This window comes from Vibrio sp. 1069 (assembly GCF_033340555.1).
In genome coordinates this window covers 1-23,704 of the sequence record NZ_JAWOWP010000007.1, presented here as the reverse complement: position 1 = coordinate 23,704, position 23,704 = coordinate 1, and the positions used below count along the sequence as shown (strand labels likewise).

The 23,704-nt window shown below is 46.0% G+C and carries 25 protein-coding genes; 1 reads left to right on the top strand and 24 read right to left on the bottom strand.

Features of this window, described 5'->3' with window-relative positions; genetic code table 11:
- Positions 1 to 138: 138 nt before the first annotated feature.
- The 9 genes from flhB to R7040_RS12630 form a co-directional block, all read right to left on the bottom strand.
- Entirely contained in the window at positions 139 to 1,269 is a 1,131-nt protein-coding gene (flhB, locus tag R7040_RS12670) for a flagellar biosynthesis protein FlhB (RefSeq protein WP_005380490.1), read from the bottom strand.
- Positions 1,270 to 1,272: 3 nt separating this feature from the next.
- Positions 1,273 to 2,055, bottom strand: coding sequence for a flagellar biosynthetic protein FliR (gene fliR / locus R7040_RS12665; protein WP_005384463.1), 783 nt, complete (start codon positions 2,053 to 2,055; stop codon positions 1,273 to 1,275).
- 8 nt (positions 2,056 to 2,063) lie between these two features.
- Positions 2,064 to 2,333: a flagellar biosynthesis protein FliQ gene (gene fliQ, locus R7040_RS12660; protein ID WP_005380488.1), complete on the bottom strand. Its 270-nt coding sequence runs from the start codon at positions 2,331 to 2,333 to the stop codon at positions 2,064 to 2,066.
- A gap of 24 nt (positions 2,334 to 2,357) precedes the next feature.
- On the bottom strand, positions 2,358 to 3,227 hold the full coding sequence (fliP, locus tag R7040_RS12655) for a flagellar type III secretion system pore protein FliP (protein WP_005394311.1): 870 nt from the start codon (positions 3,225 to 3,227) through the stop codon (positions 2,358 to 2,360).
- The gene (gene fliO / locus R7040_RS12650; protein WP_005380480.1) at positions 3,214 to 3,627 is read right to left on the bottom strand and encodes a flagellar biosynthetic protein FliO; all 414 of its coding nucleotides are present in this window, start codon (positions 3,625 to 3,627) and stop codon (positions 3,214 to 3,216) included. Before fliO ends, fliP begins: the two co-directional genes overlap by 14 nt.
- Before the next feature lies 1 nt (position 3,628).
- Positions 3,629 to 4,039 (bottom strand): flagellar motor switch protein FliN, encoded by a 411-nt coding sequence (gene fliN, locus R7040_RS12645; protein WP_005380479.1) that lies wholly within the window; start codon positions 4,037 to 4,039, stop codon positions 3,629 to 3,631.
- Between the two features lie 58 nt (positions 4,040 to 4,097).
- Positions 4,098 to 5,144: a flagellar motor switch protein FliM gene (fliM, locus tag R7040_RS12640; protein WP_005380478.1), complete on the bottom strand. Its 1,047-nt coding sequence runs from the start codon at positions 5,142 to 5,144 to the stop codon at positions 4,098 to 4,100.
- A gap of 7 nt (positions 5,145 to 5,151) precedes the next feature.
- Positions 5,152 to 5,655 carry a flagellar basal body-associated protein FliL gene (fliL, locus tag R7040_RS12635; protein WP_005380477.1) on the bottom strand — a complete coding sequence of 168 codons (504 nt, stop codon included), beginning with the start codon at positions 5,653 to 5,655 and terminating at the stop codon, positions 5,152 to 5,154.
- An 85-nt stretch (positions 5,656 to 5,740) separates the two neighbouring features.
- Positions 5,741 to 7,594, bottom strand: coding sequence for a flagellar hook-length control protein FliK (locus tag R7040_RS12630; RefSeq protein WP_318081601.1), 1,854 nt, complete (start codon positions 7,592 to 7,594; stop codon positions 5,741 to 5,743).
- Between the two features lie 280 nt (positions 7,595 to 7,874).
- Between R7040_RS12630 and R7040_RS12625 the strand changes: the two genes are divergently transcribed.
- Positions 7,875 to 8,189 carry an NIPSNAP family protein gene (locus R7040_RS12625; protein WP_017820815.1) on the top strand — a complete coding sequence of 105 codons (315 nt, stop codon included), beginning with the start codon at positions 7,875 to 7,877 and terminating at the stop codon, positions 8,187 to 8,189.
- A 40-nt stretch (positions 8,190 to 8,229) separates the two neighbouring features.
- On the opposite strand, the gene fliJ is transcribed toward R7040_RS12625, so the two are convergent.
- The 15 genes from fliJ to R7040_RS12550 form a co-directional block, all read right to left on the bottom strand.
- Complete coding sequence (gene fliJ, locus R7040_RS12620) at positions 8,230 to 8,673, bottom strand: flagellar export protein FliJ (protein ID WP_005380474.1); 444 nt, start codon at positions 8,671 to 8,673, stop codon at positions 8,230 to 8,232.
- Between the two features lie 6 nt (positions 8,674 to 8,679).
- Entirely contained in the window at positions 8,680 to 9,999 is a 1,320-nt protein-coding gene (gene fliI / locus R7040_RS12615; RefSeq protein WP_005384474.1) for a flagellar protein export ATPase FliI, read from the bottom strand.
- A 3-nt stretch (positions 10,000 to 10,002) separates the two neighbouring features.
- The gene (gene fliH, locus R7040_RS12610; protein WP_005394317.1) at positions 10,003 to 10,803 is read right to left on the bottom strand and encodes a flagellar assembly protein FliH; all 801 of its coding nucleotides are present in this window, start codon (positions 10,801 to 10,803) and stop codon (positions 10,003 to 10,005) included.
- Between the two features lie 71 nt (positions 10,804 to 10,874).
- Positions 10,875 to 11,930: a flagellar motor switch protein FliG gene (gene fliG, locus R7040_RS12605; protein ID WP_005380470.1), complete on the bottom strand. Its 1,056-nt coding sequence runs from the start codon at positions 11,928 to 11,930 to the stop codon at positions 10,875 to 10,877.
- Entirely contained in the window at positions 11,923 to 13,665 is a 1,743-nt protein-coding gene (gene fliF, locus R7040_RS12600) for a flagellar basal-body MS-ring/collar protein FliF (protein ID WP_005380462.1), read from the bottom strand. The genes fliG and fliF overlap by 8 nt, the downstream gene beginning before the upstream one ends.
- 14 nt (positions 13,666 to 13,679) lie before the next feature.
- Positions 13,680 to 13,991 carry a flagellar hook-basal body complex protein FliE gene (gene fliE, locus R7040_RS12595; protein ID WP_005384482.1) on the bottom strand — a complete coding sequence of 104 codons (312 nt, stop codon included), beginning with the start codon at positions 13,989 to 13,991 and terminating at the stop codon, positions 13,680 to 13,682.
- A 123-nt stretch (positions 13,992 to 14,114) separates the two neighbouring features.
- On the bottom strand, positions 14,115 to 15,524 hold the full coding sequence (locus tag R7040_RS12590) for a sigma-54-dependent transcriptional regulator (protein WP_005394318.1): 1,410 nt from the start codon (positions 15,522 to 15,524) through the stop codon (positions 14,115 to 14,117).
- Between the two features lie 36 nt (positions 15,525 to 15,560).
- A complete protein-coding gene (locus R7040_RS12585) occupies positions 15,561 to 16,592 on the bottom strand; it encodes a sensor histidine kinase (RefSeq protein WP_005380459.1) in 1,032 nt (343 codons plus the stop codon).
- 199 nt (positions 16,593 to 16,791) lie between these two features.
- Positions 16,792 to 18,258 carry a sigma-54 dependent transcriptional regulator gene (locus R7040_RS12580; RefSeq protein WP_005384490.1) on the bottom strand — a complete coding sequence of 489 codons (1,467 nt, stop codon included), beginning with the start codon at positions 18,256 to 18,258 and terminating at the stop codon, positions 16,792 to 16,794.
- Between the two features lie 287 nt (positions 18,259 to 18,545).
- Entirely contained in the window at positions 18,546 to 18,956 is a 411-nt protein-coding gene (gene fliS / locus R7040_RS12575) for a flagellar export chaperone FliS (RefSeq protein ID WP_005380457.1), read from the bottom strand.
- Positions 18,957 to 18,968: 12 nt separating this feature from the next.
- Positions 18,969 to 19,274, bottom strand: a complete 306-nt coding sequence (locus R7040_RS12570) for a flagellar protein FliT (RefSeq protein ID WP_213866398.1) — start codon at positions 19,272 to 19,274, stop codon at positions 18,969 to 18,971.
- A 3-nt stretch (positions 19,275 to 19,277) separates the two neighbouring features.
- A complete protein-coding gene (gene fliD, locus R7040_RS12565) occupies positions 19,278 to 21,272 on the bottom strand; it encodes a flagellar filament capping protein FliD (RefSeq protein ID WP_318081602.1) in 1,995 nt (664 codons plus the stop codon).
- Positions 21,273 to 21,293: 21 nt separating this feature from the next.
- Positions 21,294 to 21,728, bottom strand: a complete 435-nt coding sequence (gene flaG / locus R7040_RS12560) for a flagellar protein FlaG (protein WP_005384493.1) — start codon at positions 21,726 to 21,728, stop codon at positions 21,294 to 21,296.
- A 92-nt stretch (positions 21,729 to 21,820) separates the two neighbouring features.
- On the bottom strand, positions 21,821 to 22,951 hold the full coding sequence (locus R7040_RS12555) for a flagellin (RefSeq protein WP_005380449.1): 1,131 nt from the start codon (positions 22,949 to 22,951) through the stop codon (positions 21,821 to 21,823).
- A 288-nt stretch (positions 22,952 to 23,239) separates the two neighbouring features.
- The coding region (locus R7040_RS12550) for a flagellin (RefSeq protein WP_318081604.1) at positions 23,240 to 23,704 on the bottom strand (465 nt) is incomplete at its 5' end.

Here is a 23,704-nt window from a genome sequence, read left to right as displayed (position 1 = left end):
AAGTTTAGGTAGGGTTGATAATTAAAGCGTTTTAAGCAATCTATGTACCATAATTAGCGCCAAAATAATGACTAAACACTCAAATAGAGCTTAGCTTTTGATCAAACGAGCTTTTTTAAGGCTTTACCGCTTTTCGTATCAATGACGGTGCTCGGGCGGGATTGGCAAATCATAATCTTGAATTTTCGGGCGCTGTCCACCTCGTTTTCGGTATTGCTTCAATTGGAATACAAATGCCAAAACCTGAGCGACGGCAGTAAATAACCCATCGGGGATCTCTTGCTCGAGCTCTGTCGTGTGGTACAACGCACGAGCCAAAGGTGGTGCGGGCACAATCGTAATGTCATGTTCGCGGGCGACTTCTCGAATCTTCATCGCCATGTGGTCAGTACCTTTAGCGATCACGACTGGCGCACGGTCTGTCTTCTGTTTATAACGAAGCGCTACCGAGAAGTGCTCTGGGTTAGTAACAATAACATCAGCTTGAGGAACGTCCGCCATCATTCGACGTTGAGCCGCTTCCCTTTGCAACATACGAATACGGCCTTTCACTTCCGGCTTACCTTCAGTCTCTTTGTATTCGTCTTTGACTTCTTGCTTGGTCATTTTTAACTGATCGGCGTGCTGCCAAATTTGAAATGGAATATCGATGGCAACCACAATCAATAGCGAGCAACTGATCAGCAAAATAAAGTTCAGCAAAATATCTAAAGCATGGAAGATGTTTTGCGGATACACATCCATGCTCAATTGAATCAGATCGGCCTGCGATGCTTGGATCAAATAGATGGCGACACCAGTGACCAGAACCACTTTAAGGATTGATTTGATCAACTCTACCCAGCTTTGCATGCCAACCATTCGCTTTAAGCCGCTAAGTGGATTCATTTTCGACAGCTTGGGCATGGCCGCTTGGGCAGAAAAACTGATTCCTCCCACACCTGCTGCTCCAATCATGGCGGCGGTAAACAATGTCGCTAACACCAAAAATAGTGGGAACAACAAATCACTCATCGCGCCCAAAGCGATATCAAACAGTTTTGCAGTATCGAAAATCTCTTCTCGTTGAAGATCAAATAAACGGCTCATGATGGAAAACAATGAACGTGCTAACGCCTCGCCAAACCACATCAATGAAATGGCGCCAACGATCAGCACAGATGCTGATGCAAGCTCTTTAGATCGAGCGACCTGCCCCTTTTCTCTGGCTTGTTGTAACCGTCGGGGCGTGGCTTCTTCGGTGCGTTCCTGACCGTCTGATTCTGCCAAATCTTAGCACTCCAAGCGAATGAGCCGACAAATCTGCGCCTCACCCACTGTCCAGAACATTTCATAATGACTGTATAGACCAGCCAGTATGTACCAACAAAGTAATAGACCCACCATCAAAGCAAAAGCAAAACCAAGCGAGAAGATATTCAGCTGTGGTGCGGCACGGGTCATTACACCAAACGACAAGTTAATGGTCAGTAGTGCAATAATGCCGGATAGAGACATACTCAATGCAGTTTGGAACATAATACCAAGCCAGCCTGCCATTTCACGGAAATCAACCGCGTTGAGCGAGCCGGAGCCAATCGGCAAAGTTTTAAAACTGAACACCACCAATTGCAGCATTTTTAAGTGTCCATCGGTGGCAAGGAAAAACATTGTCGTTAAGAACATGAATAACTGGCCAAGCAATGGCGTGTTCTGACCATTTGCGGGATCAACCATAGAAGCAAAGCCCAAACTTGATTGCATACCCAATATTTGACCAAGTAGGACAAAGGTTTGAATCATAAATTGAGTAACCATACCCATCGCTATGCCGATGATCATTTGCTCGGCAATGGTCATGAAGCCACGAAACGAGAGTAGCTCAATGTCCTGAGGTACGGCGGGGATGGCTGGCATGACAGCGAAAGTGATGGCTAAACCGAGGTAAAGGCGGATTCTTGGCGAAACAAATCGGGCCCCGGTTACTGTCATCACCATCAACATGGATGAGATACGAACATAGGGCCAGAAGTAGTTTGCGATCCAATCTAAGACAACGCTAGTGGGGTACTCCATAGGCGCCTCTAATAAAGCACCTGAGGTAAGCGTTCAATCAAGCCATAGAAATATTCCATCAACATTTGCGTCATCCAATGCCCAAACAGCATCAGGGCCAAAAGCGTGACAATCAAACGCGGTAAGAAGCTCAATGTTTGTTCGTTGATGGATGTCGCAGCTTGAAAAATCGCAACTACAAGGCCGATAAGCAAGCTTGGGATGATAATAGCGCAGACCATGATAAGCACCATCCAAAGTGCTTCACGGAAAAGCTCGACAAACATTTCTGGTGTCATGTCTTATCCTCTATCTGCGCTTATCTAAAGGGCAAAGCTGCCCGCAAGTGTCGAGAGTATCAAGTTCCAACCATCGACCAATACGAACAACATCAACTTGAACGGCAACGAAACAATCATTGGTGACAACATCATCATACCCATTGCCATCAGTACCGAAGCGACTACAAGGTCAATAATCAAAAACGGCAAGAAGAGCATAAAGCCAATTTGGAATGCAGTTTTTAGCTCTGAGGTGATAAAAGCCGGAATCAACACCGCCATCGACACATCTTCTGGATTCTCGACTTGCTCTCCTGACATGGTTACGAACGTCTCCAAATCTTTGATTCGGGTCTGCTTAAGCATAAATGCTTTCATTGGCGCTTGTGCAGCATCAAACGCTTCTCGCGCCGTAACTTGCTCGTTCAAATAAGGCTGAACAGCTTTGTCGTTGATTTCGTTCAGGACAGGAGACATAACAAAAAAGGTCAAAAACAGCGCAATACCAATAATAACCTGATTAGAAGGCGTTTGTTGCAAACCCATTGCCTGACGCAATATCGACATCACCACCACAATTCGAGTGAACGAGGTCATCAGAATCACCATGGCAGGCAAGAAGCCAAGCATGGTCATTAACGCTAAAATTTGTAGTGTAACCGAGTAGTCTTCACTGCCATCAGGGTTCGTGGTCATGGTGAATGCTGGAATACCACCGCCACTAGAAACGGACATAGCACGGCTAGCACCAGTATCACTTTGCATAGCCTGAACTGTAACACCACTTCCATCGGCTAAGTTATCTGGCAGCGCTGACTCCTCTGCTTCAGCAAAGGTAAATGAAGAAAACAGCACGCCGACAAAAAGTAACAACGTACTCAGGAGCAAACGAATTGGATTACCCTTTGTCATGTTTTTTGATCAGCTGGCTAAATTGAGTCGCAAAAGCATTGGTCGCCAACTCTTCCTCTTTCAGTGGCTTATCTAACTTGGCTAAAGTTTGGATCGATTGGCTAGTAATCCCAACCAAAAACTGTTCTTCACCCACTTGAACTACTGCGATTCTTTCTTTTGTACCCACTGGCAACTGACTCACTATACGCAAGCCCTTTTGTTGTCCCATCGCTGGCACTTGCATACGTTTCAGCAACCAAGCCAGCAAAAGAATCACGCCGATTACAAGCACAAGCGAGCCAAGTGTCGTCGCAAGATCCAGATTATTTGGTGCGGCAGCAAATGCATAAGGAGCACTTAGCATTAAGCTCAGTGCTCCAGTGATTTGCTTCAATCGCATTTTGATTGAACGACTCATCTTAACGCAGCTTCTTAATTCGTTCAGTTTGGCTGATCACATCCGTCAAACGGATACCAAACTTATCGTTGACGACCACGACTTCGCCGTGAGCAATCAAAGTACCGTTAACCAATACATCGAGCGACTCACCGGCTAGACGATCCAACTCAACAACCGAACCTTGGTTAAGCTGCAACAGGTTCCGAATGCTAATTTGAGAACGACCGACTTCCATCGAAATCGTCACCGGGATATCCATAATAGTGTCGAGTTTACGACGCTCATCTTCGCTAATTGGGCTTGAAGTGTCTTTTAGCTCTTCCAGTGGCGCAGCCAATACTTCATCTACGTCTACAGAAGGGGCAGACGGGTCTTCGCCAAGAGCGGCTGCCCATTCGTCTGCTAGCTTTTGATCGTCACTTGGTTCCATTTTTCTATCCTGTGTTACGCCTAACTCATGCCATAGCATGTCTGTTTAATAAGGTATCTTAATGGTCTATATCGTCTTCACTCTCAAGCTCAGACATGATGTCTTTACCTAAGAAAGCTAAATCTGTTTTGACGACATGTGGGCGCTCAATTTCCTCAGAAATTTGCACCGCTAATTTGTCTTCCGAACGACCCATTTTTACGCGATAGGTCGGTAGGTCTTCTACAAACATCGTCGCATGTTCTGGCATTTCAATCGGGATGATATCGCCCGGTTGCAGCTCCATGAGATCACGCAAAGAAATGTCTTTTTCGAGCAAGTTCACGCGGAAGTTAACCGGACAATCCATGATCTCTTCACGTAGTGCTGAGCTCCAGCGAACGTCCGTTTCCATCTTGTCGGACTGAACACCTGCATCCAATAGTTCACGAATAGGCTCAACCATGGAGTAAGGCATAACGACATGAAAATCGCCGCCACCGCCGTCAACTTCTATATGGAATGAACTCACGACAATCACTTCTGTCGGGCTGACAATGTTTGCCATGCTTGGGTTTACTTCAGAGTCGAGATATTCGAACTCTACCCCCATCACTGGCGACCACGCTTCTTTATAATCTTCAAATACAATTTTCAGTAACAACTGAATGATGCGGCGTTCCGTTGGGGTAAATTCGCGGCCTTCGATTTTGGCGTGGAATCGACCATCACCGCCAAAGAAGTTTTCTACCAGAATAAAGACTAAACGAGCCTCCATGGTGATCAACGCAGTACCTTTTAACGGACGAAAACGCACCATGTTCAAACTGGTTGGCACGTACAATGTGTTCTGGTATTCACCAAACTTCATCATCTGCACGCCATTGATCGACACCTCTGCCGTTTTACGCAGCATATTAAACAGACTAATACGCATGTGCCGTGCAAAGCGCTCGTTGATAAGTTCGAGCGTCGGCATTCGACCACGTACGATTCTGTCTTGCGACGAGAAATCAAAATTGACGGCACCCTCAGTGTCGTTTTCTATCGGTTCATCGACGTCATCAACATCGTCAACCCCATGCAATAGCGCATCAATTTCGTCTTGGCTTAATAGATCGGTCACGTTTTACCTATTGAATAACAAAATCTGTAAACAGTACTTTTTCAATCACTGGCTTACCGACCGCAGCATTCAGCGCTGCTTTGATATCTTCGGAAGCACGATCGCGCAATTCCACTCGTCCTGTAGGAGAGCGCAATTGATCAACCGTCGCGGAAGCAAACGTTGATAGCATAGAGCTTTCAATCAGTGGCGAATGATACCGCGCCAACTCTTCATTTTCTGCACCGCGAACCATTAACTGCGCTTTAATTTGAACCAGCCTATCGCGGCTATCCCCAGTAACGTTAAATACAAATGCCTGAGGAAGATTCACATACGCGATGGGCGCAGCATCCGATGCCTTCACTTGAGCCTGTTGAGACGATTCAGCCTGAGCAGGTTCATCAGAGCCCATTAGAAAAAATGCCGCTGCCCCGCCACCAAGTAGTAATACTACAACAGCGATGATGATGATAAGTAACTTGCTTTTTCCTTTCGGCGCATCGGCCCCTTGTAACTGTTCTTCTGCCATTCTTGTCTCTTATTGTTTTTTTGAGTTACCAAGACGTTTTAGTGAGTTGCTTGGTAACCATATTCCATTGCCGTTAAACGGCCTTTTATGCGTAAAAACTAATTCCATCACGCTTTGAAGCGACATTCAAATCCAGATTGACATCATATTCAAAACCCTCTTCGGACTGTCCAGAAAAACCGCCACTTTGCGCGCTTTGACCATGTTGTTCAGCAGTATACCTACCTTGCTGTTGCCCGCTGTTTTGTTGCTGGACGGAAGAATCAGCCAGCTGCATACCTTGTTGTGCTAGCATTTCTCTCAAACGAGGGAGCGTCTGTTCAATAATGTCACGAGCTTGCGGGTTGTTCACTGTAAAATGTACATTGGCAACGTCATTATTCATGGTCATACGAATTTGCATACGACCTAACTCTGGTGGATCAAGACGAATATCGAGATTTTTCAGATTCTTCGACATCATCATTTGCACTTTTTCCGCAACTTGCTCGTTGGCTAGCTCTTTAGTTAGTTGCAACGGAAGCTGAGCTTGTTGTGCAGCATCAATACGCGCTTGTTGCTGTACATTAATTCCTTGCTGACCTGCCATAGCCTGAAGCTGTCCAGCGAAACCGTGTTGGAGATCCGGCTTATCTTGTTTATCCGCAGTCGCCTTTAGCGCACCAGTCGCCAATGCTGCGTTCATCACTTTCTGGCTAATCTCTCCGTCTTTCACACCTTGAAGCGACGTCGGCACTTGCGCGGTTATCAACGTATCGGGCGTTGGAGATAATGCGACTTTTTCTCCACTATGAGCAGTTTGTGGCTGGGGTACTTGAGCCGCTGTATGCTGGATTTGCTGAGACACTGCCATAGGTCCAGCCTGGCGAGTTAAGTTATGTTGTACTTGTTGCTCTGCTAGAATCTGTTTAATGTCATTAGGGAGCGCAACAAATTGGGCAAGGTCTTGCTCAGGAATATCCGCCGTGATCGTTCCTTGTTTCAACCCTTCAATGATCTGAGCTTCTTGCTGGGTCAGTGGTTTTCCTTGCGCCAACTTGGTATCTATAACTTCAAGTTCATCCAAGGAGACTCGTGGAAGCGCGTCGATGTTGGAACCATCAACGTCTGTTAACAACGGCGACAGCTCATTAGCTACTTCACCACTGACTGCGCTCTTAGTCGTCGGATGGCTGGCTTGTTTCGCTAGCTCTTGCCAAGCAGCAAACTCAGACGAGAGTTTGTCGACATCGATAGGTTGACCATTCTTATCTAAAATTGGCTCTAAGTCTTGTCCTGGGATCATCTGTGCTTGTTCAAGAGAATGAACTGATGGCGTTTCATTCAAAGCCAGCTCATCAAGGTGTGTCGAAACGGTTGCTTGCTCGTGGAACGAATGCACTAAATTCGCGCTCTGAGGCAAAACTTTGCCACTATCGATGGATGCATTACTCGCATTCAGGGTTTGATTCGCTTGTTCAATTCGACCAAGAAGCTGTTGTCCTTCGCCCATCGTGCTTTTTACGTCCACTATATTTGATGGGTTGCTCGTATCGATTGATGTTGATTTCACTTTTTCAATAGCTTCAACATCATTCTCCAAAGGTGTGCTGTTACTCGCCTTTTGTAAACTTGCTTCTTCACTTAAGGTTGCATTCGGTTTGTTTGCTGATATTTCATCAAAACCATGGGGCTCGTCACTGACGGATTCTTGGCTTTCTTGCGCCAACAATTCGTCCGAGACGTTAGCAGAAGAAGTACTGCCTACATCCGCTCTTTCTTTTTCTTCAACCACTGTCGATTCTGTTGCTACTTTTTCGGGCTTTTGTTTACCAGCAAACGCATCGGTTAACGTTTCTAAAAATCCCTTGCTCTCAGTGCTCTCTGCGGACGCTTTAGCGGACACATCAGAAACTGGCGTCTTGGTAGTCGCAGATACATGGGACAAATTCACACTCATTTAGAAACTCTCGTTCTCGTGGCTCTGAGTATATCGCTGGCAGGCAGCAATACTGGCGGCAAACTAAGGTCAAAAAGACCCGACACTGACAGCTAAAATGCAAAAATCACACCACAATATTGAGCCAATTCTCGGCAAGCTAATAGATGGCATGTTTATGGAACAAACATCAACAATACTATCCGATAACCTGGTTCCTAACATGATGTACAGCTACTTGATTGACTTTGAAAAACGATAAGCGTAAACAGACACTTGGCTTAACAATTAAGGAATCACTTTGAAGATCACAGAATTACGCCAATATAGAATCAAAGCAGGCAAAACAGATCAGTGGCTAAGTTGGATGAAGGAAGAACTGTTGCCCTATCAACGCTCACAAGGCATGCGTGTGCTGAATACTTACGTCCACACTGGTGATGATGGACATGACTATTTTGTTTGGCTTAGAGAGTTCGACAATGAACAAGCACGCCAGGCTCTCTACGAAGAAACATACAACGAGTGGTGGGTTCGCGAGATTCGACCGAAGGTATTTGAGCTAATTGAACAAGACTCAATCAAAGTTACCTTACTTGAATCGGTAGAGATGTAGTCAACTGCAACACCGTAATGCAATATCGAACCGATAACCTTTAGAAACGATGTGGTTTTCGACTGTAAAGTAAGGTGGAAAACTCGTCCATTTGCTTTTGTTCGCGCTTAGCTTCAGCAAGTTGTTTCTCTTTTTCGCGTTTGTCTATCATCCACTCATAGGATTTGCGTTCTTTACGCACGGTTAACCAATATTCTTTACAGTTTTCAACCTGCTCTTTGAAATGACTTTCTGCTTGCTTTTGCTTAGATAAAGTCTCATCTAGCTGGGTAAGGAATCGATTTAGGTGCCCATATTGACTTGCCGTTAGGCCCGCCTGACCACGGTCGACGAGTTGCTGGCAATAATCAAGCCGATACTTTTCAATTTGTTCAACCTGACGGTAATAATCTTCGAGTTCAGAACGCGCTTTGTTCAGTGCAAGCACAGCTTGGTCTTCACGATCCTTCGTTTGCTCAAGTAGAAACTCCATCGCATTATTCATGCGCTATCACCCACCCAAAATGTTTCTAAGCATATTGACGCACATATCGTATGGCACCGATTCTTTCATGCTCTGCTGCAAGTATTCGTCTAACTTCGGTTTCAAAGTAAATGCGCCATCAATAGCAGGATCGGTACCCGGTTTGTACGCTCCAATCGAGACCAAATCTTGATTCTTGCGACAAATAGACAAGACCTGTCGCACCGCTTTTGACATCAGAACGTGCTCTTCGGTCGTGATTTGCGGCATAACACGGCTCACCGACTTCTCGACATCAATCGCCGGATAATGGCCTGCATCCGCCATTTCACGAGAAAGTACAATATGGCCATCAAGAATAGCTCGCGATGCATCCGCTATCGGATCTTGCAAATCATCCCCTTCGGTCAACACGGTAAAGAACGCCGTAATCGAGCCTTGCTCGGCACTTCCATTACCCGCTCGCTCAACCAGCGCTGGCAGCTTGGCAAATACAGAAGGCGGGTAACCTTTCGTCGCTGGCGGCTCACCAACAGAAAGTGCGATTTCACGCTGTGCTTGTGCAAAACGAGTCAACGAGTCCATCAATAGCAGAACATCTAACCCTTGGTCCCGGAAGTATTCAGCAATCGTTAATGCCGTTTGGCACCCCTTTAAGCGCATTAGAGGTGAAGCATCGGCAGGCGCCGCGACCACCACTGAGCGGCGACGACCATCCTCACCCAAGATCTCTTCGATGAATTCTTTAACTTCACGTCCACGCTCACCTATCAGGCCGACGACCACAACCTGTGCGGTGGTGCCTCGCGTCATCATGCCAAGCGTGACCGATTTACCCACACCAGAACCTGCAAACAGACCGATACGCTGACCTTTACCGACCGTCAACAAACCATTGATGGCTTTTAGGCCAACATCGAGCGGTTCAGAAATTGGCTTTCGAGCCAATGGGTTGATTGGTTCGGCATTAAAAGAGGCACGGTGATCGGTATACAAAGGGCCAAGTCCATCAAGTGGATTCCCAACCCCGTCTATAACGCGCCCAAGTAGCTCCATGCCGACAGGCAAACCAGCGTCACTGGTTAAAGGGGTGACTCTCGCACCAGGTAAAATGCCCGTAATTTGTTCGCTTGGCATTAAAAATAGGTTGTCACCTGAAAAGCCGACAACCTCGGCTTCCATCTGACCTGACATGGTTTCCACTAAGCATAAACTGCCAATTGGTGCGCGACAGCCGGTTGCTTCCAACGTTAACCCAACCACACGCACCAGTTTGCCAGAGGCGACAGGGCGCGTCGTAAGACCTTCAACTTTGTAGCTTTTTAAGCGGTCAGCGAGTGCTTGCATGGATTACTCACCCTCTTGATGACGGTTTGCGCCACAAAAGCTGTGCAATACGCTTTTGACGCGTTCTTCCATGCGATAATTAATGCTTGATTCACCGGCTTCAATCTGGACGTCACCTCGATTGAGCGATGGCTCAGCAACTAACGTCCAGTTGCGACAATTAAGGTCTTCTTCACCATAAGCTGAACGAATAATCGCGACATCTTCTGGATTCAGGTGCAAGGTAATAGGGTGGCCTGATATTGGTAGCGCTTCGACCGACTGCTTCACCGTATCTAAAATAATTTGAGGGTTGGTTTGTACTTCAACGTGCACCACTTCTTTAACTAAACAGAGCACCATATCCACCAGCTGCTTTTCAACCTGAGCATTCATCAACTCCAAAGGTTGAGCAAACTGATTGGCCAAGTTCATAAAGGTTTCAACTTGCTGCTGAATGTATTCTTGCCCTGCAGTCACCCCTTCAGCTTTTCCGAGCTCAAGACCTTCAGCATGGCCGGCTTGCAACCCTTCTTCTTTACCTTTGTCGTAACCTTGCTTAAAGCCAGCTTCCTGACCTTGATGTAAGCCTTCTTGATAAGCGCCTTGCTTAATCAGTTCAATTTGTTCTTCGGTTAGCGCAAGTGGCTGCTCTTCTTCAGGCTCATCAAAATTCGGCACCCACCCCGGGTCATAGTTGAACGCGGTTTGTTTTGCTTGTTTGGCTTTAGGCTCGCCATAATCAGGCAGCCCCCAACGTTGAGGTTCGATCATCGAATCATCTTCATCAGGACGGATAAATCCACGTTTTCTATCGCCAGCCATGGGTTACCTATTGTGTGTTCGATTAAGAAGTGAGGGTGCTCCGCAATAGGATAATTGCGAAGCAATAGAAATTATAAGAATTCGTCAGCACCGCCAGACAACATGAGCTCACCAGCATCCGCCATTCGACGGGCAATTGCTAAGATTTCTTTCTGAGCGGCTTCTACATCTGCCACTCGTACTGGCGGCATCGCTTCTATATCATCACGCATCATATCAGCAGCACGTTTAGACATGTTCTTGAAGACTTTCTCACGTAACGAGTCATCTGCACCTTTGAGTGCTTTTTGCAACACGTCTTGTGGTACGTCACGCAGCAACTTCTGAATACCTTGGTCGTCCACTTCGACTAAGTTTTCGAAGACAAACATTAGGTCTTGGATTTGCGTCGCCATGTCTTCGTCCTGATCGCGAATTTGTTCCATCAACAAACCTTCGACGTTGTTGTCTAGGTAGTTCATGATCTCCGCTGCTGCTTTCAGGCCGCCAATTTTGGCTGCTTGTGCACCCGCTTGACCCGCGAACTGTTTCTCCATGATTTCGTTCAGCTCTGCCAATGCTGATGGCTGAACTTCTTCAAGGTTGGCAATACGCATCATCAGATCCAAACGCACGCGCTCAGGGAACTGAGACAAAATCTCTGCAGATTGGTCTGCTTCTAAATAAGACAGTACGATAGTTTGAATCTGTGGGTGTTCATTGACAATAATGCTCGCCACTTGGCGTGGGTCCATCCATTTCAAAGAATCCAAACCTTTTGAGCCCGTACCAAGTAGGATCTGGTCAACTAAGTTGTTGGCTTTGTCTTCACCAAGAGCGGCAACCAGTGCATTACGCATAAAGTCTTCGCTGCCCATACCAATGTTGGTGTATTTCTGGATATCCTCCAAAAACGCACGATGAACAGCAGATACCTTGTCTTGGCTGAGATCCTTCGCGCGAGCCATCGCACTACCAACACGCTGAACCTGTTTTGGTTCTAGGTGACGGATAATGCCAGCTGCATCTTGTTCATTAAGGCTCAGTAGTAAAATTGCCGCTTTTTCTTCGCCGGTAATGGTTGAAACATCCAGCTCTACTGGCATTCCCGCGGCGTTGTCATCTTGAGGTACGATATCGTTAGCCATTGTCATTCATCCAGTTTTTCACTACTTGAGCAGCCAGTTCAGGTTCATTCGCAACCAGAGCGCGAACCGCTTTCAATACATCTTCATCTTTATGAAGGTTTGGCAAATCAATACTTGAGCCAAACTCGAACAGTTCGCTGCTTTCGATGTCACTGCCAATCAAGCTAGTTTCACCATCCGCACCAATCGGCAAGCCGTCTGGTCCGTACATTTCGTCTTCATCATCGCTGGTAGGGTTAAGCAATTTCTTCATTGCTGGGCGAACCAGAACCAACACAACCACAATAATCACTAATGCACTTGCGAACCAACGAACCCAATCACTGAAGTTAGGGTGCTCCCAAATTGGTGGTTCTTCTAGCTGCTCAGCCTCTGGCTCAGCAAACTTTACACTCAATACATTCAGCAAATCGCCACGGCCTTGATCAAAGCCAACAGTACCAATTAATACTTGGCGAATGGCATTGATTTCAGATTCGGACATTGGGGTATAAGTCACTTCACCCGTATCAGGGTTAACTTGACGACGGTCTTTAATCGCAACAGAAACGGTCTGACGAGCCACCGTCCCAGTCTGCTTTCGCTCGTGGCTGATGGTCGTATCAAGTTCAAAGTTACGCGTGGATTCTTTACGAACTGAACCCTGCCCCATGACAGAACCATCTTTCATTTGAGCCACATCTTGCGGAATTGAGGCATCCGCTGGAGGCTGATTACTCAACGCACCCGGAATACCCGCTACCATGTTACCGTTATTGTAATCTTCGAGTGCGTACTCACTGCGAGTCGCAGGGGTGTTTGGATCAAAGCGTTTGCGGGTTTGTTCAACCGCACTGAAGTCCATTTGGATATCAACCTGCGCCGTATAGTTGCCATAACCTAAAATGGGTAATAGTACGGAATCAATTTTTTCGCGCAGCGCTTGCTCTTGGCTGCGTTCTAATTCTTGTTCTTTGCGTCGCGCCGCAGAAGCGGGATCTTGGGAGCCTGAGCTGAGTAAGCGGCCATGCTGATCTGTGACGGTAATTCGAGAAGTTTTCATTCCCGGCACAGCACTAGCCACCATGTCGACAATAGAATCCACTTCTTGTTGCTTAAGGTTCGTGCCTGTCGACAATGTCAAAAATACCGACGCAGACGCTTCTTGGTTATGACGCACAAACACGCTGTGCTTTGGCAGTGCCAATAACACTCGTGCTTTGCGAACTTGCTTCATTTCTTCAATTGCTTGAGCCAATTGGCGCTCTCGACTGAGTTTGAGACGCTCTTGCTCGAGACGTTGTGAAACACCAAAACCCATGTCTTGCAGCAAAATATCATCGCCCGCTTCTGTAGCTTGGTTAACGCCGGAACGAACCATGCCAAGTTTGATCGAGTTGTACTCACTCGATTCAACAGAAACAGTATTGCCATCAAGCTTATAATTGATTTTCTGCTGGTCCAGATAATCCAGAACGGGGATCAATTCTTCGGTCTCATACGCACCAAGTGGGCGCATTTCCGGTTCTTTGACCCAAAAGAACAGCATCACGATCAATGCAACACAGATGGATATCGACAGCACAAGCACAACCTGACGAAGTAAATCGAGGTCGCCCACTGCCATATCGAATTTTGACGCACTACGCTCCTCTAGATCTGGATTTTGACTCTCCACATCCACATCGGAACTTGCTACCAGTGCACCATCTGAGCCGCCTTCAGTGACGGTTAAATCTGTAGACTTGTCTGCCACACTTATTACCTAAATTACACTGGCATGTTCATGAGATCTTTATATGCCTCAACGAGTTTATTGCGAATTTGAACCGTCGCATCAAAAGCGACACTAGACTTGTTACGAGCGATCATAACGTCAGAAAGGGATACATCGGCATCACCACGATCAAAACGGGTTTGTAAATCACCAGATGCTTTTTGAAGTGTGTTTACGTTATTGATGGCTTTAGTTAGGAGATCGTTAAAATCTGCTCCAACTTTCGCCCCACTTGCAGTAGGAGCCGTATTGGTTGCTTCTACCATCATGGCGCGCATTTCTGCCTGAATACCATCAATTTTCATTAGCACCTCTAAGCCAAAAGATTGACTATTAACAAAACTGATTATTGACACAGCAATTAACGTGCCATAAGACATTAGCAATCAATTTACTTACACTTTTTTGTCTTATGGCCGTTGTCTGTGTTAATTCGGGATATCTATACCAGCATCACGCATTTTGGCAAGCTTATAGCGCAAGGTTCGAGGGCTTATACCCAGTTTCTCCGCCATTTCTTTGCGTCGACCATTACACTCAACCAAAGTCTCCAAAATAATGGCGTATTCTTGATCGCGCAGCTCGCTGCCTAAGCCTTCTCCACCAGTTACTGGGCGGCTGACACTCTCAGCTTGAGCAACTGGCTTAACATTGGGCACGACCATATCTGCATTTTGCACCACGTGTTGCAAGCTATTGGCATCTTGCCAATCTACGCCCTCGAGCAAAATGTGCTCTGCATCGATGTCGCCATTTTCACTTAATATCAGCGCTCGTTGAACCACGTTATCCAATTCACGAACATTACCCGGCCAAGGGTATTGCAATAGTTTTTCTAACGCAACGGTCGAGAATTGAGGCACTGGCATGCCCATTTTGCTGCAATGACGCTCAGCAAGATGCTTGGCAAGCGGTGCAATATCGCCTTTACGTTCTTTAAGTGCAGGCCACGCAATTGGGAATACATTCAGGCGGTAATATAAGTCCTCTCTGAAGTTTCCTTCTGACACGTATTGCTTAAGATCACGGTTACTCGTCGCTAACACACGAACATCTAACTTGATGCTTTTGCGACTGCCTAGGCGCTCTACTTCGCGCTCTTGTAGAACACGCAATAACTTCGCTTGCAGGTTCAAGTCCATTTCGCTGATTTCATCAAGCAAGATTGTGCCACCTTGCGCTTGTTCGAACTTTCCTGGGCATGCCTGAACAGCACCAGTAAATGCGCCCTTTTCATAGCCAAACAGTGTTGCTTCGAGCATATTGTCAGGAATCGCGGCACAGTTAATTGCGACAAAAGGACCATTTTTACGATTTGACGCGTTGTGAATATAGCGCGACATCACTTCTTTACCTGAGCCACTCGGACCTAGCACCATAACATTCGCATCTGTACGTGCCACTTTATCGGCCAACGCGAGTAAACGTAGACTTTTCTCATCAGCAACGATAGCGTCACCGTTGTCATCACTTTTTATCGGTGCATAACGACTGACCATATTTAGCAACACTTCTGGTGCAAATGGTTTCGCCATGTAGTCGATCGCGCCATCTTTCATTGCAGACACGGCATCTTCAATATTGGCGTACGCCGTCATTAGCAATACTGGTAAGTTAGGCCAATTCTGCTTGATGCTTTTGAGCAGAGCTAAGCCACCCATACCCGCCATTTGCACATCAGAAACGACGATATCAACCGTATTCGATTTCAGCTTTAACAGTGCATCTTCAGCACAGTCCGCTTCCAACCACTCATACCCTGCCAGAGCCAGAGTATCGACTAGGGCTTCACGAAGACCTTCATCGTCTTCTACGATCAGCACTTTGCTTTGCGCCATTATGATTCTCCAGAAATTGTTATTACCAAAAGCCGCTTATTGCGCTTCTGTTTGCACTCGCTCTAGCGGAATGCACATGGTGAAGCAGGCTCCATCACCCTGCTCTGAAATAAGTTCCAATCGACCGTCATGGGCACGGCAAACCATTTGAACAACTGCCAACCCTAATCCAGTTCCTTGAGAACGTGTGGTAAAAAATGGCTCCATGATTTTGGCTTGCAGTTCTTCGGGCACACCCGGTCCGCTGTCTTGCACAGAAATGCGTAACTCACCATTTACCGGGCGGAAAAAAATATCGACTTGCGATTCTTTACCAGACATTTGAATCGCATTCATGACCAGATTACTTAATGCAGATGCAATGGCGTTCGCATTGCCTAGTAGCTCAGTTTGTTCTTCTTCAACTTCTAGGCAGTAATCAATACTGTTGTTTTTTAGCGCGGTTTCGACCATCGGCTGATATTCCGCTACCAACTGGGCAATCGTGAATGGCTTAATGACTTTATTATCACCACCTTTAGCAAAAAGCAGCATATCATTAACCTGCTTTTCCAAATCGTGCAGTCGATCCATTAATTTGGTTTGGAAGCGATCTTTTGTCGCTGGAGGAAGATTTGGCGCTCCCAAATTGGATGCATATAACATAGCGCTCGACAGCGGCGTTCTTACTTGGTGAGCAAGCGACGCAACCATACGTCCTAACGACGATAAGCGCTGTAAATCACTGACACGAGCTTGAAGTAAACGGGTTTCGGTTAAATCGGTAATCAGGATCAATTGACCTGTTGTGGACGCCGAGATGGCGAGTCGAACTTTACGGCCATTCCGCAGGGAAACTTCATGGCCATCATCTTCACGTGGGTCAAACACCGCCTGGATAACGTTGAACCATTTTTCGTTAACCAGTGGAATCTCAAGAATTCGGTGCGCTTCTGGATTTGCTTCACGCACTACTCCGTACGTATCGAGCAAAATCACTCCAGCAGGCATCACATCGAGCACCTGTTTGTAGCGCTCAACCTGATTCTCTACGGAATCTAAATGGGATTGATTGGTGTTGTTATCCATTACTGCCTGTCGAAATATCGCCGCTAAAACTAAAATAGCTTGGTAAGCAATTAGCGTACCAAGCTATTTTCTATATTTATCAGGACGTTAAGCTATCGACAATAAGTTGACACTCAGAGATAACGGTTTTGGATGCCAGAAAAACGATGTTAACTAGCACAAGTGATAATTCAGATATCGTCTTAAAACTTCACTTTACCTAGCGCTGTAAGTTGTACTTACGCATTTTTTCCACCAGCGTAGTACGTCGCATACCCAGCATGTCGGCCGCTCTTGCTACAACGCCACCCTGCGCTTCTAATGCTTGGCTGATCATATTAACTTCTAAATCAGCTAGCAGTTCTTTCAAATTAACCCCTTCCGGTGGCAGCGCTTGCGGGGCGTTCATGCTGTGATCAAGGTCGTCTTGATCTTCAAAGCTAAAATCTTCAGAGAAGATATCTTGGAATACATCACGCTCTTGCTCTTCCACCGAAACAAATGGATTGCTCTCTGGTTGGAACTCTGGGATGTCACTGTAGCGATATTTGGTTGGTAGATGGTTTACATCCACCAAGCTATTTGGATACAGAATAATCATTCGCTCAACAAGATTAGCCAACTCGCGTACGTTGCCCGGCCAGTTATGCTCCATAAGTGAGTTGATTGCACGAGGTGTAAAGCAGATAGGTTGTCCGCCTTCCGCCTCTAAACGTGTCATCAGTTCTTGCAGCAGCAATGGTATATCTTGTTTGCGCTCTTTCAGCGCTGGCATCTCAATTGGAAACACGTTCAGGCGATAGAACAAGTCTTCTCGGAACGTGCCTTCTTCAATCATATTTTCTAGATTACGGTGTGTCGCCGCCACCACTCGAACATTTACCTTGATGGTACTATTGCCACCTACACGTTCAAAGCAGCGTTCTTGCAATACACGAAGCAACTTTACTTGCATCGACATTGGCATATCGCCAATCTCATCAAGAAAGATCGTGCCACCGTCTGCGAGCTCAAATCGACCTTTACGGGCAGTTAACGCACCAGTAAACGCGCCTTTTTCGTGACCAAATAATTCGCTTTCTAGGAGCTCAGGCGGTATTGCACCACAGTTAATAGGTACAAATGCGCCATCGCGGTATGAAGAATGATAGTGGATGTTACGCGCAACAACTTCTTTACCCGTACCGGACTCACCTAAGATCAACACGTTTGCTTCCGTGTTTGATACTTGCTCAATCAGGTGTCGAACTTCTTGAATACCTCTACTTTGACCAACTAAGCTGCGAAAAAGCGTGTTTTTGCGTGCACTAGCAACAACATTCACTCCTTTTCGCCCCAGAAAATCTTTGCAGTGGCGTAACGCTTCACTAAGCTGTGGGTAATTAAGCGGCAGCTCTAGTTCACCAACAAAATTTGGAAGATCATCAACAGGCAAAGGAAAACGGCCCATGACTAGAAGAGGGATGTGGTAAGCGCTGTTTAAATGAGAGATAACCGTACTCGCCGCTTGACCTGCTGGAATATTACCAACAATACAGCACGACCATACGCTAGACCAATCAACATCGCTGAGCTGATCAGAACTGACCGCTTCGCAATTTTCTCCAACAAATTCCAATATATTGCTTAAATTTAAACGACTTGATGCGTCATCATCAATTACAAGCAGCTTTGCCAAACCATGCATAAGTAAGAATGATTGCCTTTATTTTAGGTGCGTTGCGGCCAAACCTTGATTTGCGCAATTGGGTGCTAAAGAAGGCAGAACCACCACACTCAATTTACGATAGACAAAATAGGAAAATCAGCAACAAAAAAGCCATTAGGGCTACTAATGGCTTCTATTTTATTTGAATATAAAAATAAGGCAACCAAGCAATGGAGAGGTGTGAGCTTGATAGAAACTTTGCTACACAACTCGTTGCGCAATTGACAAATATATTCGTCTAGTATCTTAACGCATTGTTTTGACTATTAAATACCAACTTCAGCAGCGGTAAGATTATGAAACTCTGTTGGGATTTGGTCCCAAGCGGACTTGATCTCACGGATAATGTCGATAACGTCATCGATCAGCTGAGGCTCATTTTGATGGTTAGCAGCAGAAATTTGCGTGATCATAAACTCATACAGTGAATCTAAGTTTGAAGCAATATCACCACCGTCATCCATAGATAGACAGCTGCGTAGCGCGATAATGATGTCTAACGCTTTACCCAAGCGCTCACCTTTTGCTGGAATATTGCCTGCTTGCATGGCTGCTTTACCTTGAATAAGGCGCTCAATCGCACCAGCCATAAGCATTTGAATGACTTTGTGCGGAGAAGCCGCGCTAAGCTGGCTGTCGACTGATACCTTTTTGTATGCTTGCAAAGAACCGCGCATAGTAATCCTCTTTTAAATAAATTTTTTGTACTGCTGAAGTGAACGCTGGCCATAACGAAACTTATGGAGCTCTTTTCCGACCTTTGACGTTTCCGATTGCATCAGCTCGACAATTCTTTTGGTACGAGTTAGCAATGCTTGCCACTCTGCATCCTGCTTAACCAAAGGATTTTGATGAATAATTGGTAACAGGTTTTGCAATAACCGTTCCCTGATATCGACCAAGCGAAGAATTTCTTCAGCATTAAAATCAATTTTCTCTAATTCTTGCGTAATTAGTTGATCTATATCACTAATTTCTATGAGTTCTTTTTGCATTTATTAACCCAACGCACTCATCAAAGTGCCTAACTGGCCTTGCATTTTACCGGTTGCATCTTGCATCGCGGTAAACTTCGCATGAGTACGCTTCTCTAGGCTTTCCATGCGGCGATCTAATGCCGCTTGATCGTCACTCAAACGGTAGTTTTGTTCTGTGAGACTTTTTTCTCGAGTACGAATACTGCCTGTAATACCTGTGATACCGTGAATCGCATCTTCTACTCGTTTAGCAAAACCTGTGTTGCCACCGAAGAACTTTTCTAACTCGTTGAAGTTATTGTTCAACTGGCGGTCTAGCATGTCATAGTTGATTTCTAGGGTGCCTTGACGTGTGGTCGTAATGCCAAATTCTGTTAAGGACTTTAGGTTTTCAGGTGCTTTATCGATTCGAGTAGAAAAGACCGATTTTAATCGTGAATCTGCACTGCGTACGGTGCTGTCACCTGACAACGGCCCTTTTTGGCCAGTTACCGGATCCACACTCGCCAACGCTTGGGAGGTTTGATAAAACGAGTTATACGCTGCCACAAAGTTTTCGATATCGTTGCGTACACTTTGACGGTCGTACTCGACACCAATTTCAGCAGGCGGTTTATTCGGTTCTGATTTGCCTTTTAGTGTTAAATCAACACCTTCGATCGCATCTTCAATCACATTGTTGTGGCTAGATAGCTTTGCCACGCCATCAAGCAGAACTTCTGAATCTTGCCCTGCTTGTACTTCTGTCATCCCAAGGTATTGTTCAAAAGCAGATTGTGCCTTTGCGATTTTCGCTTCTGCTTCATCAATTTTTTCCAGACGCTCACGTTCTTGAGGATCAAGTTTAGCGCGATGAATTTGCTTAGCTTGCGCTTCGGAAAGTTCACCACGTGCCACTTTTTCGTCTAACGCTTGCTTTTCACTCGCAATTTTTTGCTCGATTTCCGCTTTTTCTTGCTCAAGAAGCTGCTTAGCCTCTTTCGTCGTAACGTAAGAATCGGTTAGGGTGCCCGATGCGGCATTATTCCAGCCTGGTACATCTGGTGCCTTCTCTATTGCCTTTTCGTCGAGTTCAAGCTCTGGTTCTTCATAAGAGTCCAACAAAGTACCTGACGCAGTTTCTGTCCACCCTGGAATTCTGTCTTCAGGGCGTAAGCTCGCGCGTCGGTTGGCTTCATCAATGGCTTCTTGACCAGCTTTGGCTGCTTCTGCACCCGCCGCAGAGATTGGCGCTTGCGATGCATCATCTTGTACATCGTCTGCCGCTTTTTGCTCTTCTGGAGGTAGAGGATTGCCGTTTGCATCCAGCTCTGCTGCTGGTTGTTCCGGAAATTTAAGAGGACCTAAGACATCTTCCGCCGCTGAACGAGCTTCTTCAAGCGCGTTGACGCGGTCTTCAAGTGTTTGGTATTCGAAATATTTAAGAGGGTTGCCTTTTTCTGCCTCCACACTGACTCTGATTTGATGATCCTTACCAGAGAGGTTAGAAGCAAGGATAAGGCGTGGACCTTCGACGTCGTTAATAAGAGATGCACGAACGCCAGGGTTATCTTTAGCGCCATTAATGCCGCGTACGACATCGATGAGCTTAGATCGGGAACGAACATCGATATTAAAACGCTCGTCACCAAGCGAAATCTGCAGCTTACCAGGGCCAAATTTTGCGTCTTCTGGCAATACGTCAGAAGCGACTTTATGGCTCTGAGCAAGCTGCAACACATCGATAGCATATTTGCCAGCGATAGCATCTGTGGTTGCCGTGGCAGATACAATATTGTCATTGGTCGTTTCGACGGTGCGAACGGCAAATGCTTTCTCCTGACGAAAGTTCGCCATGAGATTTTTCATCGTATCCAATGATTCTCTGAGTCGCCCGTAAGCACTGATACTGGCATTAATTGTCGTGCGTTCGTTGTCGATGCGTTGCTGCTTTGGTACGCGTTCGGCATCCACAATTTTGCTGACCATGGAATTAATATCCATGCCGCCAGACATCCCCAAAGGGCCTAAACTCATCAAATCACCTCTAAAAACGACTTACACTTTTTCAGTCAACAACCCGCTGTTGGCTGTGTGCTCAGCTAGGCGACGCAATACCACTAGCATTTCTTCATCAGGAATTTGACGAATCACGTCACCGGTATTGGCTTCATAAATCGTCACCACATCTCGTCCGGATTCTTCATCCACTCGAAATGCGACTCCTTTGTTTATGGACGTTACAAATTCATTCATTTGTGCGACCAATTTTTCACGTTCTTCTTTGTTCAGTTCTTGACGACTTTCAGCCATCTCGATCGCAGCTTGAACAGAGAAGTCGTATTCGGTGTTTTTCGCTTTTTGCGGCGAAATCTCACCATTTGAATTTGCTGGGCTAGACGTGCCTATATCATTGCCATTTTTATTTGCAAACTTTGTGCCATTTGGCGTGCCGTAAGGCTGGATGTTCGATGCGTAGGAGGATATATCCATTACAATCTCCCTTCCACCTTATGGGCTAACGATAGAATCTATCGCTTTGGTGCCCCAGCACTAAGGTGTTGACCTCAGGCTGGGTTTACCACTTAGCCCAACAAGCTTAGCGCTGCAGATGGAGACTGCTTCGCTTGAGCTAGGATTGAAGTACTTGCTTGCTGAAGAATTTGCGACTTAGTCATCGCAGTGGTTTCCTTCGCGTAATCAGTATCTTTAATACGGCTTTTAGACGCGTTAACGTTCTCGTTAATGTTGTCTAGGTTGCTGATTGCGTGGTTGAAGCGGTTTTGGAAAGCACCGAGTGAAGCTCGTTGGCTGTCTACGGACTTAAGAGCACCGTCGATAACCGCTACTGCTTCTTGAGAGCCAGCTACTGTGGTTACGTCGATGTCTTTTACTGTTACGTCTTTCGGGCCACCAAAGCCGATCTCGTCTGCTAGGTTGCCAGAAAACTCAACATCACCTTCAACTTTTTGAGAAGAAGCAAATACTTGTAGTTTGCCATCTTCGCCAACAGAGGCTTTTACATCATCGTTTTGACCGTTGATGTATGTCGCTAGCTGCTCAATATCATCGCCTTGCTTAGCGCTGATTGATAGCTCTTTCTCTTCACCCTGCTTGTTGGTGTAACTCATTTTGAACTCGGTTTTCTCACCAACAGTCCAAGATGCGTCTTTACCCTCTTCTGCTGCGTAGCTCTTACCACCCATTGCTGAAGTGTCTGAGCGTAGGTTACCCATAGAAAGCATCACTGCTTCACCTGAGTCCGCACCGATTTGGAAAGATTGAGTACCGTAAGTACCGTTTAGAAGCTTGTTACCACCGAAAGAGGTAGTTTCAGCAATACGGTTTAGCTCGTCGTTTAGCGCTGTTACTTCTTCTTGGATCGCTACACGTTCTGCTTTTGAGTTAGAGCCGTTCGCCGATTGAAGCGAAAGATCACGCATACGTTGTAGGATGTTGGTAGATTCATTCATTGCACCTTCAGCAACCTGTGCAATAGAAATACCGTCGTTTGCGTTTTTCACTGCCATGTCTAGGCCACGGCTTTGTGCATTCAAGCGGTTTGAAATCTGTAGACCTGCAGCATCGTCTTTCGCGCTATTGATTTTATAACCCGAAGACAAACGCTCCATTGATTTTTGTTGACCGTCAGCTGCCTGGTTTAGGTAACGCTGTGCAGTCATCGCAGAAACGTTAGTATTAACGTTAATCGCCATAATTGATCTCCTTAAGGCTTTAGTGAATGTACCGTCGTGTCTCTCACCTCACTTAGGTACATCTCATTTCTCTCAGTCCCTTTAACGGCGACCAATGAATATCCTTTAGAAGAAATTTTCAATTTTTTGCGATTATTTTCTTTGGTTTACTGAAATGTGATGAAGCTCTAATGCCGTGATTCGCAGAAATCCTGAGTCCCCAAAAGACAGAAAAAAACCCAGCCGAAGCTGGGTTTACTCGCTCATCTCTCACCACGAGCCAATGAGGTTCTCGTCTTAGGTTTGAAATTAACCTAGCAGACTTAGCGCTGAGTTAGGCGCTTGTTTCGCTTGCGCAAGGATTGAGCTTGACGCTTGCGATAGAATTTGTGATTTGGTCATTGCCGTCGTTTCTTTCGCGAAGTCAGTATCTTTGATACGGCTCTTCGACGCATTCACGTTCTCGTTAATGTTGTCCAAGTTGCTGATTGCGTGGTTGAAACGGTTCTGGAAAGCACCCAGCTCTGCGCGGTGGCTATCTACGTATTTCAGTGCCGCATCGATGATAGCAACAGATTCTTGTGCGCCACCAACTGAGGTTACGTCGATAGTATCTACCGTCACTTTTTTACCTTCGCCCAAACCTAGCTCGCCAGATAGGCCGCCTGAAAACTCGACTTCGCCTTCGACTTTGTTATTGCCAGCAAAGATTTGCAGTTTACCGTCTTGGTCTACTGAGGCTTTCACTAGGTCAGTTTGACCGTTAATGTAAGT

Excerpts from the sequence above, each read along its gene's own strand:
- fliQ (WP_005380488.1), bottom strand. The coding sequence starts at position 2,333 with ATGACACCAGAAATGTTTGTCGAGCTTTTCCGTGAAGCACTTTGGATG.
- R7040_RS12630 (WP_318081601.1), bottom strand. The coding sequence starts at position 7,594 with ATGAGTGTGAATTTGTCCCATGTATCTGCGACTACCAAGACGCCAGTT.
- fliG (WP_005380470.1), bottom strand. The coding sequence starts at position 11,930 with ATGGCTAACGATATCGTACCTCAAGATGACAACGCCGCGGGAATGCCA.
- R7040_RS12555 (WP_005380449.1), bottom strand. The coding sequence starts at position 22,951 with ATGGCGATTAACGTTAATACTAACGTTTCTGCGATGACTGCACAGCGT.
- fliL (WP_005380477.1), bottom strand. The coding sequence starts at position 5,655 with ATGGCAGAAGAACAGTTACAAGGGGCCGATGCGCCGAAAGGAAAAAGC.
- fliE (WP_005384482.1), bottom strand. The coding sequence starts at position 13,991 with ATGAAAATTGATGGTATTCAGGCAGAAATGCGCGCCATGATGGTAGAA.
- fliD (WP_318081602.1), bottom strand. The coding sequence starts at position 21,272 with ATGAGTTTAGGCCCTTTGGGGATGTCTGGCGGCATGGATATTAATTCC.
- R7040_RS12585 (WP_005380459.1), bottom strand. The coding sequence starts at position 16,592 with ATGGATAACAACACCAATCAATCCCATTTAGATTCCGTAGAGAATCAG.
- R7040_RS12570 (WP_213866398.1), bottom strand. The coding sequence starts at position 19,274 with ATGCAAAAAGAACTCATAGAAATTAGTGATATAGATCAACTAATTACG.
- fliO (WP_005380480.1), bottom strand. The coding sequence starts at position 3,627 with ATGAGTCGTTCAATCAAAATGCGATTGAAGCAAATCACTGGAGCACTG.
- R7040_RS12590 (WP_005394318.1), bottom strand. The coding sequence starts at position 15,524 with ATGGCGCAAAGCAAAGTGCTGATCGTAGAAGACGATGAAGGTCTTCGT.
- fliI (WP_005384474.1), bottom strand. The coding sequence starts at position 9,999 with ATGCAAGCACTCGCTGACCGCTTAAAAAGCTACAAAGTTGAAGGTCTT.
- fliJ (WP_005380474.1), bottom strand. The coding sequence starts at position 8,673 with ATGAATAATGCGATGGAGTTTCTACTTGAGCAAACGAAGGATCGTGAA.
- fliP (WP_005394311.1), bottom strand. The coding sequence starts at position 3,227 with ATGACAAAGGGTAATCCAATTCGTTTGCTCCTGAGTACGTTGTTACTT.
- fliN (WP_005380479.1), bottom strand. The coding sequence starts at position 4,039 with ATGGAACCAAGTGACGATCAAAAGCTAGCAGACGAATGGGCAGCCGCT.
- flaG (WP_005384493.1), bottom strand. The coding sequence starts at position 21,728 with ATGGATATATCCTCCTACGCATCGAACATCCAGCCTTACGGCACGCCA.
- fliS (WP_005380457.1), bottom strand. The coding sequence starts at position 18,956 with ATGCGCGGTTCTTTGCAAGCATACAAAAAGGTATCAGTCGACAGCCAG.
- fliH (WP_005394317.1), bottom strand. The coding sequence starts at position 10,803 with ATGGCTGGCGATAGAAAACGTGGATTTATCCGTCCTGATGAAGATGAT.
- fliR (WP_005384463.1), bottom strand. The coding sequence starts at position 2,055 with ATGGAGTACCCCACTAGCGTTGTCTTAGATTGGATCGCAAACTACTTC.
- R7040_RS12580 (WP_005384490.1), bottom strand. The coding sequence starts at position 18,258 with ATGCATGGTTTGGCAAAGCTGCTTGTAATTGATGATGACGCATCAAGT.